The following is a 10,700-nucleotide window of genomic DNA, read 5'->3' as shown; positions in this document are numbered from 1 at the left end:
CCCCAATGTCACAAAGCCACTCAGACATGGACATCATCGGAGTAATCCCGCTACCTGCTGAAATGAACAGCAGTTTATTAGCAGAATGGTCAGCACAGGTAAATTTCCCCATTGGGCCATTTAATCTTACCTCGGATCCAACTTTGATGTTGTCGTGCAACCAGTTAGACACCAAACCCGCTGGTACATTAGGAGCATCCGCTGGTGCTGGCACTCGCTTGACGGTAATTTCCAAAGTATAAGGACGTGAGGGGGCTGACGAGATGGAGTAGGAACGCTTAACTGCTTTGCCATCAATATCCAAATCCAGAGTGACGAACTGACCTGGCTTGTAGCTGAACAACATTGGCGGGTCAGCGACAAAGCGAAAGGTCTTGACATCATGGGTCTGATCAATGATCTGTATACAGCGGACAGTAATCTTACCCTTAGTCCACCGCTTCATCCCAGTGCTATTGTCATCTACCACTGGCTTCTGTTCCTGGTTAGAATCATACAGCTGTAGTTCTTTGACCAGCAGGACAAAGTCACCGATGCGGATAATATCCTGTTCCCTCAGGAGCCAGTTCTGGTTAACATCCATCTCCTCATTATTGATCCGAGAGCCATCGGTGCTACCGAGGTCAGCAAAGTAATACTTTCTCCCTTGGCATAGGATTCTGGCATGTACACGACTCACTACAGGACTATCCAGAACTAGGTCACAACTCGGGTGACGACCAATAAGATACTCACCTTGAATCCCAGTTTCCGGTTTCAGAGTTTTTTCCTGTAACTCGTTGGTTTGAGAGTTGATAAGTATAGTTTTAAGCATGTTTCGTGTCACTCCAGATTACCGCAATAATCGGTCAATTGTGTCAATTACTCAGGACTTACCCATAAACTCTGCCGCTAGGGTGGGTTGATAACACACGATACTATATAAGGGCATTTGCGTTTGTTACCCGATTTGACATAAGTCCTGGTAATGAACTATGAGAGGATGATCTATGCTAACTTCAGGTGCGACCCGTGGCGAATTTAATTCTTAATGGGTCAAGCGCACCTAACAATTGAATTAACACTTGATACCAGCATCATACTTAGTACCCTTGACCTCTCGCAAAAGTTCAGGGGAGGCGCGCGTTCCAATGGGCAGGTAAACTGCCTAAGGCGCGCTTTCCGCTTGAAGAATTAAATTACGGGGTCGCGCCTCTTGGGTCGCGCCTCTTGGACACATCCCTATATACTTCTCAGCCTTTTGGTAATTTTTTATGCAACAGGATTTTCTGAAAGCAGTTTTCAATTGGGTGAGGTAGAAATTCCTTGGTTTTAGGGAACAGGGAAAAAATCTTGTGTACCTCATAGTGAGGATAGCTCAATTGAGAACTGCTATAAGTACCTAGAGATAACTTCTGATAGCTAATAGCTGACGCCTGCATGCTTACCTTGGAATCGCGACCAAGATTATTTCGATGCTGAAACTTTTGATATCATGCAACGTCTGTAGTAGTCAGCCAGAAGCTACAGCATTTGATAATCCTGGCTGTTCAGACTATTGATGTGTTGAGGAAGATTGATCTCAATGAAATATCCGATTCGAGTGTTATTATCACTCGTGACCCTATGTACTATTGGCTTAGGGACCGATAACGTATCTGCTGAATCGAATCGATGTGGCCAGATTCGTGCTGTGCGTCGCTTGGCGATTAGCGAAAACTTAGATAGCGATAATCTAGCTACCCTAGAATATAAATACTGTGGAAATAGTAACCCACGTTCATCAAGTATTGAGTCACTACAAACTTCTTCTCAAGATTGCTTCGACCTGACCGTCATGGCCAAACTAGCCAGTATGACAGAAGAGGCAAAAAGCTTTCTGGGTATGATTGAAAGTTTAAAACAAGTTACCTGCAAACTTCCTAGGCAAGATCAGAGGTCTTCGTTATACTGGCCAAATGGTAAAACAGCCAAATGGGGATCAAATTGGTATTATCCAAACGGTAATAGGCTTAATTATGGATCTATTTTTTACTATCCAAATGTCAAAAGATTTAATTATGAGTCTATTTTTTACTATCCAAATGTCAAAAGATTTAATTATGGGTCTATTTTTTACTATCCAAATGGTCAAAGGTTTAATTATGGGTCAATTCTGTATAATCATAAGGGTAGACGTACTTCAGTGGATAGTTTCCTGACCCAGGGTTGTAGTATAGTTAGCACCACAGAATGCGATCGCATTCTCACATACATCAACCGCGATGACCGGAACCGCGATGACTCGAACCGCTCTGAAACCGAGAGTAAAGAGGATTTCTTGCGGGATTTGTCAATCATGCAAATTCTTGACAGGCTTACTAGAGTAGCTGATTAAACCTCAGGGGGTAACAAGCAGCCTTTTTAGCTCCTAAGGGTGTAGAGCTCCAGCTTGGCACTGGGTTTGGGGTGTAGAGAATCATTGCAGCCGTCATTTAAACCCTAGACTATATTGATTAACTTGAACTTAGCCTAGGCATCCGTTTATAATTACCTGTCATTGTTTAGTGATAATTTTTTAGCCAAGTTGGGAGCTCAATAGAACTGGACACCCCTTCAGCCAGTAAGCATATGCGCTACGCGCACGCTACGCGAACAGTGGTCAGTGGTCAGCTATCATGGTCATTTTCTTCAAAAGCACCTCAAGTAGCGTGGCACAGGCTTCTAGCGTGACACAGGCTTCGACGCTGTGACCTAACCCATAAGCTAATAGCTGAATACTGATAGCTCAATACTGATAGCTGATCGCAATCTTAATTAGGATGTAAGATCGCTATAGGCTATATGGCCACGTGTGTGAGGATTTCTCTAAATGCGAGTTTTATTACTGTATCCCTTATTTCCGAAAACGTTTTGGTCTTATGACAAAATCCTTGAATTAGTTAATCGCAAAGTTTTATTGCCACCCTTAGGTCTAATTACTGTTGCTGCATTATTACCTCAAGACTGGGAATTTAAACTTGTTGACCGCAATATCCGAGACGTAACCGAAGCAGAATTTGAATGGGCAGATCTGGTGATAATCTCAGCAATGATTGTCCAAAAAACCGATGCCCTAAACCAAATTAAAGAAGCCAAACGACGTGGTAAATTAGTGGCATTTGGGGGACCTTATCCTACCTCTTTACCAGACGAAGGAAAGAAGGCAGGGGTGGATTTTCTCATCCTAGATGAAGGAGAAATCACCCTACCGATGTTTGTAGAAGCTTTACAGCGAGGGGAAACTAGTGGAACGTTTCGCACTACAGAGAAACCCGATGTCACTCAAACCCCAATTCCCCGCTATGATTTGTTAGAGCTTGATGCCTATGATTCAATGTCAGTGCAGTTTTCGCGGGGATGTCCTTTTCAGTGCGAATTCTGCGACATCATTATTCTCTATGGCCGCAAATCGAGAACAAAGGAACCAGCCCAGCTTCTCAAGGAATTGGATTATCTGTATGAATTAGGCTGGCGGCGTGGTATCTTTATGGTGGATGACAATTTTATTGGGAATAAGCGTAACGTTAAGCTACTTCTGAAAGAGCTAAAAGTATGGCAGAAGGAGCATCAGTATCCCTTTCGATTTAATACTGAGGCATCTGTAGACCTAGCTGCGGATTCAGAATTGATGGAATTGATGGTGGAGTCTAACTTTGATGCTGTATTTTTAGGAATTGAAACACCGGACGAAGAAAGCCTTAAACTAACCAAAAAATTCCAAAATACTCGCAGCTCTCTAACGGATGATGTAGATAAAATAATTCGTGCGGGATTGCGACCAATGGCAGGGTTTATTATTGGTTTTGATGGAGAGAAACAAGGAGCAGGTTCCCGGATTATTAGTTTTGTTGAACAGGCTGCTATCCCTACAGCCATGTTTGGCATGTTACAAGCGTTACCCAATACTGCTCTGTGGAATCGTTTAGAAAAAGAAGGGCGTTTGCGAGATAACACTAAAAAAGATATCAATCAAACCACCTTAATGAACTTTGTTCCTACTCGTCCCATTGAAGAGATTAGTCAAGAATATATCGAAGCATTCTGGAAGCTATACGAACCTGAACGCTATATAGACCGTGCCTATAAATGTTTCTTAAAGCTTGGCCCCCCTAAATGCAAAGCCCCATTCAAAATGCCAGAGTTGGTAGATTTGAAAGCTTTGGCGACTGTAATTTGGCGTCAAGGGTTTAAGCGCAGTACTCGCTGGAAATTCTGGCATCATTTATTTGGTATTTTCAGGCACAATCCAGCTGTGTGGGAACATTACCTTACTCTATGCGCTCACAACGAACACTTTCTCGAATATCGTCAAATTGTCCGAGATGAAATTGGAAGACAGTTAGTTGATACTAATCCTAAGTTGATGGATAAAGAATTAATAGAGATATAGCAACTATTAGCAACGTTTGAGGGACTTAAGGCAAAAGGCAAGAGGCAAAAGGCAAAAGGGAATAGCGATGCAACGCTACTCCCTACTCCCTACTCCCTACTCCCTACTCCCTACTCCCTACTCCCGACTCCCGATTCCCTAAGACGAAAGTCCATCACCCAATTAGCTGCGATCTATGGGCTTGATACTTAAATCTCTCAAGGTGAAGGTGAAGTCGAGTTTTTTGGTTGTGTTAATAAATTCAATGATGACTTCAGTAGCAACTGCTGTAGTCATCAGCACTAAATTCCGAGCTAATGGATAATCACAAACATCATCATTAACTGGGGAAGGGACTCGATAATTTTCAGTCCAAATTATCTCACTGTAGTCTTCTGCTAACCCAACATGAAGACAAGGAGTTTGGGAACTATCACAGTAATCTTTTACGGCTTGACGAGCGACACTGTTATCAAAGGTGTCAATGACTAAAGTAGAATTAGTCAGTAATTGTTTGGTATTAGCTGTGGTTAATTCCTTGACCTTAGCCTCCAATTTTACCCCAACCGCTTGGTAGAGGGAATGAGCCAGGATTTTGGCTTTATGGGCACCAATATCAGAGCGGTAGTAGGGTTGGGTAGAAAGATTGCGCTCTTCAATGCGATCGCAATCAATAACCTTGAGCTTTCCAAAGCCTGAACGAGCCAAATTTTCGGTAATATTAGCTCCAAGTGCTCCGGCACCACACACGGTCACGGGGTAGTCACGTAACTGGGCCATGACTTGGGAGGTACGGTAGAGTTGTTCGTGGTAAAAAATTGACATCATCCTAATCCCAATATCGTGCCTCAATCACCCCAACCAAGGACTGTAAATCAAAATCGCGATCGCGTCCACTTAGACAAATCCCGGAACTGATTACAGTTAGATCCTGTTTAGATATCGCTGATATATGGTGTTTACCGTCAGCAGTGCTCCAGCGCACCTGCCAGAATTCTCCCCGGTCATGGAACTGTTGCAGTGCTCCCCCACCCATTTCCAAAGCTTGCTCCAGCCGTTTGTGATCCCGTTGATGCTGCCTTTTATCTTTAAACTCTTTAGTCTGTTGTCTTACCAAGTCATAAACTATTCTCATTTCTGGGGTCACCCCCTTTAAATCCAGTTCTTCAGGTGGTGTTACTTGCTTTAACTGCTCTGTGAGTTGTTCTGCTAGTAAAGGATCTCCCTTACGGTCAAGCTGCTGAAACCACCAAGCCTTACCATCCCCACGAGCTACCACTTGTTCAAAGGCTACCCCGCCCTCTACCAGATGGACAGCAATAGGTTTAACCGTGCCAAAGCGCTGACGAGCATCGGATTCATTGACTGGATACCCTAGCCAGGTCTTTCCCGACAATTGATAAGCTAGTCGTAAACGCAACGGTTGGAGCAGTTGCCAATAGTCCTCAAGTTGAAACACATCTGGCTCTTCTATCACAGTTGCGACTTGATCGCTGACTGGCTGAAAAATACCCCATCCTTCAAACTTACGAGGCTTAGGGGAGAAGGTATAAATCATTCCAGCAACACGAGTTCTTACCCTTCCCCCACGTACACAGGGAGCGAGGAATTGATTTTCACTCAGTTGCGTTTCCTTTGCAGCAATTTGATTGATGAGGTCGAGGATATTTGCCATGATCCTGCTCGATTGTATTAATAATGTGCAAGTCGCCAGAGCAAAAGCGTTCGTCACTTAGAAGGAACTCCGCCGGTGAGTTACTACACACTCTTTAAATGATGGCTACTTCTAAGCCCACATTCCGGGTTCTTCGCGCCTTCCTCGCTTCACGCCCGTTACGTTAGAGTAACGGTACTATTCCTCTCGTACTATGTATGTAAGCTCTGGCTGTTAGGGCACACAAGTCGGTGAAATTTATAGAGGTGCGGATTCCAAACTTATAAGCCAAGTTTGATCCCAAGATTAGACTGGGTGACTGGATATACTGCTTCATCAGGAGTTATCAAGTCAGTCCAATTCTTAGAGGTGCAACTACTTATAGCTATCTAAACCTTGTCAAACATTATCCATTGTTTTATAATTAACTAAGTTAGTAACTTGTTTAACTTCGGAACACTACCGCCCAACGAAGAACTAAAAGCGAAGGCAGCTGGTCGTAAGTTAAGCGACGTAAAATAATGGACTGAGTGAAGTTACAGTGCGGTTTGAGAGTAGGCAGCAGAGCCTCCATTAATAAAATTAGCGCAATGCTTTTGGCATTGCTTTGTCGGCAACAACCATTAGTTTTCACGCTTTGCTATACCATCGTCTTATCTGCTTGTGAGTAGGTTTGTACAGGTTAAATGTTGCACTACTTATCATTTCGCACCGGTAGCGGTGTATCCAGAATCTCCATCAATAAGTCTAGCCGTGATGGACGAGTCATCAGTGGAACCAGGTTTGGTAGAGAATAGTAATCTCCAGCAAAGGTAAAGGTTTCTACTGGCACGTCTTGCTCCTTTAGTTTACTTTCCACCCAGTCGTAGGAGTAACCAACTCGGACAATAATCACATTGGGCATCAATCCCAATTCACGAGAGTAGGTCTTGTAAACTTTACCAAAGTAAGGTGCTGTGTTTTCACCTTCATCCGTAACCAAGATAATCTGGTCAACCGCCTGCTTCCGAGAACGCATTACTTCTAAAGCACAACCAATGCTAGTCCCACCCCCTGCCTTGATGTGCCTGAAGGCACTTTCCCAGTCACTCAACTCTTTTCCTTGAGCCTTAACTGGGTAAGGCATGGTATCGAAGGCATACACAAACAGCTCAGCTTCAGTAATACCAGAGATTAGGGCTGCCAGCCGCTTACCAACTTCAATGGCTTTGTCCATTGAACCGGACTTGTCCACTAGTAGAGCAGTGGGCTTGGTAATGGTACCTTTGCGCTTTACTTGCTCATTGGTAACTTGTTTTAACTTAGCAAGAGTTTGAGTATCTAACTGAGCAGCCTCAGCGGCAACTTGTGCCTTGAACGCAGAAACGCGATCGCTTGTCTGTGCCTGTTCTAGCTTTGCCTCAATCAACTCCTTGACCTGTGGGTGTTCCATCGCACCCCGCCCTTGGAGGGATTTGAGATTATTAATTACCTCTTGGGGTGTCATGGAATTAATTAGCGCCACCAAAACCGTAGGAGTGACAGAGCGCACAGCACCAATGGCGATGGTGTAGGGAATCTTATGTTCAACAATCAATTGCGCCTGTTCAGCAGCAGTTTCAGTTTTCGCTAACTGCTTCAGTATCCAAGCTAAAGAACCTTCTGGAGGATTGTCCTTAAATAATACAGCATCTGCTCTAGAGCTAGGCTTAATATGTAAACTAGCATAGAGATGCTTCATCGCCTTTCGACCCCGCAATGCTGCTCGGTCAAACAATGCTGGAGTTTTTTCCCGTGTCTTAAGGTAGCGCCGCACTGCTGTTCGAGCCGAACGAGGCACCTTATTGCGCTGCTGCTTCATGAAATCCACTACTCGTGCCACCTGGTATGGTGGGAATTTTTGCAGCATCACAAAGCCAGCATCTCGGTGTTCGGTCAAATTGCTAGTCAACAAATGACCTAGAAACACTTCTTTGTGGTCCCGGACATCCCCGTGACCCTCGTACCAAACGGCTAAGTGACCGTAAAAAATTGGGTCAAGTTCTACCATCAGTTGGTGCAATTCTGTCACTTGCTCCAGCTTACGATGGGGTGTAGTTAATAAACTGTTTAGTAATTCTAAACGCAGGTCACGCTCTTCAGTTTTCATAGGATTAACCTCCTATGCTCCTATGTAATTTCTGGACAAATCTATAAGTTATTTGGTTGTTTGGTTGTTAGCTTATTGGGTTGTTTAGTTAAAGGTTGAAGGTTTAATAATTAATAAAAATTTACCTAAAATACATCAACTAAGCCACGATTTATTAGCAGTGTTTTGAATTACCTTGTCTTGATGCAGTCGCTCATGGGGGGAACCCCCAAGACCGCGCTGCATCGCTTAATTTTTAAATGCTTTGGTTATAGCAGTGAAAACCACTAGAATTAGGGTGCCCGCGCAAGTTAGTAAAGCTTTTGAAAACATGATGCTCTATCCATTTGAGCTACAGCGGCAAATAGCGCCACTGATAGGATTCGAACCTATAACCTTCCGATTCGTAGTCGGTAGTATGTAAGCTTCAGCAGTTAGGGCGCGGGGGTAAATTTGTAACACTTGCTTCTGTGCAAGTTAATAAAAGATTGATAGGAACTTATAACATTCCTTTAACCAGTACTTTGATCACTCTGTAGCATGATTTGTAAATTATTTATAGAAGGTTGAATCAATCGCGCAAGTTCAGAAAGCCGTTGTTTCACACACGGGATTTGAACCCGCATATTCTCGATGATAAGTCAAGTGCCTTTCCATTTGGCTAGTATGAAAGCTTTCCGGGTCAGGGCGCGAAGGTGACTCAGTGAATTTTAAATTCTTTGGTTATGCCAGTAAAACCACTCTAATTGCACTAGAATTGGGGTGCCCGCGCAAGTCAATAAAGCTTTTAATAAAATGATGCTCTATCCATTTGAGCTACAGCGGCAAATAGCGCCGCTGATAGGATTCGAACCTATAACCTTCCGATTCGTAGTCGGTAGTATGTAAGCTTCAGCGGTTAGGGCGCGGGGGTAAATTTGTAACACTTGCTTCTGTGCAAGTTAATACAAAATTGATAGGAACTTATAATAGTTTTTTAACCAGTACTTTTATCACTCTGTAGCATAATTTGGAAATTATTCCTAGAAGGTTGAATCAATCGCGCAAGTTCAGAAAGCCGTTGTTTCACACACGGGATTTGAACCCGCATATTCTCGATGATGAGTCAAGTGCCTTACCATTTGGCGAGTATGAAAGCTTTCCGGGTCAGGGCGCGAAGGTGACTCAGTTATTTTTTAAATTGTTTAGTTATGCCAGTAAAACCACTCTAATTGCACTAGAATTGGGGTGCCCGCGCAAGTCAATAAAGCTTTTAAGAAAATGATGCTCTATCCATTTGAGCTACAGCGGCAAATAGCGCCGCTGATAGGATTCGAACCTATAACCTTCCGATTAGTAGATCGGTAGTATGTAAGCTTCAGCAGTTAGGGCGCGGGGGGAAATTCCGAACAATTGCTCCTGTGCAAGTTAACAAAAGCTTTATAGCAACTTACGACCGTCCTCACCAAGCATGGCTTAGCAGTGGACACGCACGCCAAATCTCTGTAAGACAATGGCTTAGTGCTCGCGCTCCTCGGTTACCCGAGTTCGCTACCTTAGGATCGTTATCTGTGTGTAGGCTTCTTGAGATTAGGGCACAGGACAAAAGGTTTAACCTTTTAACACCTTTTAACCATAAACCTTTTAACCACAAACCTTAACCATAAACCGCTTCAGGTCTTATAATCAGATTGCGGTTGGTACTGCGGTCGATGACATAAGAGGTAAAGCGCTCTGGGGCTACATCAAAGTACTTCGCGAGTTGCTGTTTAACAGCGGTATCGTTCATACTTTTGGCTATACCCAGCTGACCTTCAGCAATGTCGTAGGAACGACCTTCAAACCGAACATGAATCATTGGGCATCCCTCCTTGTAGCGTGATGTTTTCTCTTTAACCTTACTTTTATACTACAAGTATATTACAAATGTGTCAAGTCCTTGGCAAAAAATTTTTTAGGATTTAGGGATAACTGAGGTATTTGACTTATTTAACCCTTAAAAGCAGGCAGATTCATTAGACCTTATACTAGCGACGGTAACTTGGGGCTGATATCGTGAGATTTTTCGCGACCCGATTAAAGCTCAACTAGCCGAGTGTTTATCTCAAGATGCCAAATTTTACAGTAAAATTTCATTATTTAATACAATCGAGCTCACAATATTGAAATTAACTTTAAGCAAGCAATAGATGAGCAACTTTAAGGATCAAGTGGCACTAATCACAGGAGCTTCCTCTGGCATTGGAGCAGCTCTTGCTCATGAATTAGCCCGTCAAGGAGCCAATGTGGTACTCCTAGCTCGGCGAGCAGAACGATTAGAAGCCATAGCTTCACAAATTGATCCCAACGGTCAACGTGTACTTGCTATGCCCTGTGATGTCACAAAGGATGGTGACCTGGATAAAGCCGCAACCTTTGCCCGTAGTAAGTTCGGCAAAATTGATATCGTTGTTGCTAATGCTGGCTGGTGCAACATTTAACCTCTCTAAACCTACCCATCAGCAGGAATGATCTGTATAGCACCAGGTGAAAACCTGGTGGTTGTTGCCGACAAAGCGCGGATCATTATGTTCCGCGCGCCATTCCAATCC

At 43.6% G+C, this 10,700-nt stretch carries 9 protein-coding genes, 4 tRNA genes and 1 other annotated feature; of the genes, 4 read left to right on the top strand and 9 right to left on the bottom strand.

The features are described 5' to 3' along the window. Positions 1-814, bottom strand: an 814-nt coding sequence (locus tag F6K37_RS22195; protein ID WP_287252181.1) for an FHA domain-containing protein, incomplete at its 3' end; no start/stop codon positions are given. Positions 815-1,564: 750 nt separating this feature from the next. Here F6K37_RS22195 and F6K37_RS22190 point away from each other — a divergent pair. The 3 genes from F6K37_RS22190 to F6K37_RS22180 all read left to right on the top strand — a co-directional run bounded on the left by F6K37_RS22190 (position 1,565) and on the right by F6K37_RS22180 (position 4,532). Continuing rightward, complete coding sequence (locus F6K37_RS22190) at positions 1,565-2,356, top strand: hypothetical protein (RefSeq protein ID WP_008177523.1); 792 nt, start codon at positions 1,565-1,567, stop codon at positions 2,354-2,356. 474 nt (positions 2,357-2,830) lie between these two features. Beyond that, positions 2,831-4,390 (top strand): B12-binding domain-containing radical SAM protein, encoded by a 1,560-nt coding sequence (locus tag F6K37_RS22185; RefSeq protein WP_008177522.1) that lies wholly within the window; start codon positions 2,831-2,833, stop codon positions 4,388-4,390. Between the two features lie 16 nt (positions 4,391-4,406). Next, entirely contained in the window at positions 4,407-4,532 is a 126-nt protein-coding gene (locus tag F6K37_RS22180; protein ID WP_267871960.1) for a hypothetical protein, read from the top strand. Positions 4,533-4,552: 20 nt separating this feature from the next. Here the strand turns inward: F6K37_RS22180 and F6K37_RS22175 are convergent, their stop codons facing one another. The 8 genes from F6K37_RS22175 to F6K37_RS22140 all read right to left on the bottom strand — a co-directional run bounded on the left by F6K37_RS22175 (position 4,553) and on the right by F6K37_RS22140 (position 9,967). Then, positions 4,553-5,194, bottom strand: a complete 642-nt coding sequence (locus F6K37_RS22175) for a ThiF family adenylyltransferase (RefSeq protein WP_008177520.1) — start codon at positions 5,192-5,194, stop codon at positions 4,553-4,555. A 4-nt stretch (positions 5,195-5,198) separates the two neighbouring features. Then, the gene (locus F6K37_RS22170; RefSeq protein WP_008177519.1) at positions 5,199-6,044 is read right to left on the bottom strand and encodes a hypothetical protein; all 846 of its coding nucleotides are present in this window, start codon (positions 6,042-6,044) and stop codon (positions 5,199-5,201) included. Between the two features lie 60 nt (positions 6,045-6,104). Continuing rightward, positions 6,105-6,187 (bottom strand) — a sequence feature (23S ribosomal RNA rRNA prediction is too short). Positions 6,188-6,717: 530 nt separating this feature from the next. Then, the gene (locus F6K37_RS22165) at positions 6,718-8,151 is read right to left on the bottom strand and encodes a vWA domain-containing protein (protein WP_287252176.1); all 1,434 of its coding nucleotides are present in this window, start codon (positions 8,149-8,151) and stop codon (positions 6,718-6,720) included. Between the two features lie 345 nt (positions 8,152-8,496). Next, a tRNA-Arg gene (locus F6K37_RS22160) sits at positions 8,497-8,573 on the bottom strand. Between the two features lie 156 nt (positions 8,574-8,729). Continuing rightward, positions 8,730-8,801 (bottom strand) — tRNA-Ile (locus F6K37_RS22155). 161 nt (positions 8,802-8,962) lie between these two features. Then, positions 8,963-9,028 (bottom strand) — tRNA-OTHER (locus F6K37_RS22150). A 165-nt stretch (positions 9,029-9,193) separates the two neighbouring features. Continuing rightward, a tRNA-Met gene (locus F6K37_RS22145) sits at positions 9,194-9,265 on the bottom strand. Between the two features lie 501 nt (positions 9,266-9,766). Further along, on the bottom strand, positions 9,767-9,967 hold the full coding sequence (locus F6K37_RS22140) for a hypothetical protein (RefSeq protein ID WP_287252175.1): 201 nt from the start codon (positions 9,965-9,967) through the stop codon (positions 9,767-9,769). A gap of 331 nt (positions 9,968-10,298) precedes the next feature. Here F6K37_RS22140 and F6K37_RS22135 point away from each other — a divergent pair, with 331 nt between their 5' ends. Continuing rightward, the gene (locus tag F6K37_RS22135; protein ID WP_008177507.1) at positions 10,299-10,589 is read left to right on the top strand and encodes an SDR family oxidoreductase; all 291 of its coding nucleotides are present in this window, start codon (positions 10,299-10,301) and stop codon (positions 10,587-10,589) included. Positions 10,590-10,700 lie beyond the last annotated feature (111 nt).

The sequence above is a fragment of the Moorena sp. SIO4E2 genome (assembly GCF_010671945.1).
Lineage (GTDB): Bacteria > Cyanobacteriota > Cyanobacteriia > Cyanobacteriales > Coleofasciculaceae > Moorena > Moorena producens.
Note: the sequence above shows the minus strand (reverse complement) of the source record. Positions and strands in the feature narration are given on the sequence as shown.

Coding starts and splice junctions, on each gene's coding strand:
- F6K37_RS22185 (WP_008177522.1), top strand. CDS start 2,831: ATGCGAGTTTTATTACTGTATCCCTTATTTCCGAAAACGTTTTGGTCT.
- F6K37_RS22165 (WP_287252176.1), bottom strand. CDS start 8,151: ATGAAAACTGAAGAGCGTGACCTGCGTTTAGAATTACTAAACAGTTTA.
- F6K37_RS22135 (WP_008177507.1), top strand. CDS start 10,299: ATGAGCAACTTTAAGGATCAAGTGGCACTAATCACAGGAGCTTCCTCT.
- F6K37_RS22140 (WP_287252175.1), bottom strand. CDS start 9,967: ATGATTCATGTTCGGTTTGAAGGTCGTTCCTACGACATTGCTGAAGGT.
- F6K37_RS22175 (WP_008177520.1), bottom strand. CDS start 5,194: ATGTCAATTTTTTACCACGAACAACTCTACCGTACCTCCCAAGTCATG.
- F6K37_RS22170 (WP_008177519.1), bottom strand. CDS start 6,044: ATGGCAAATATCCTCGACCTCATCAATCAAATTGCTGCAAAGGAAACG.
- F6K37_RS22190 (WP_008177523.1), top strand. CDS start 1,565: ATGAAATATCCGATTCGAGTGTTATTATCACTCGTGACCCTATGTACT.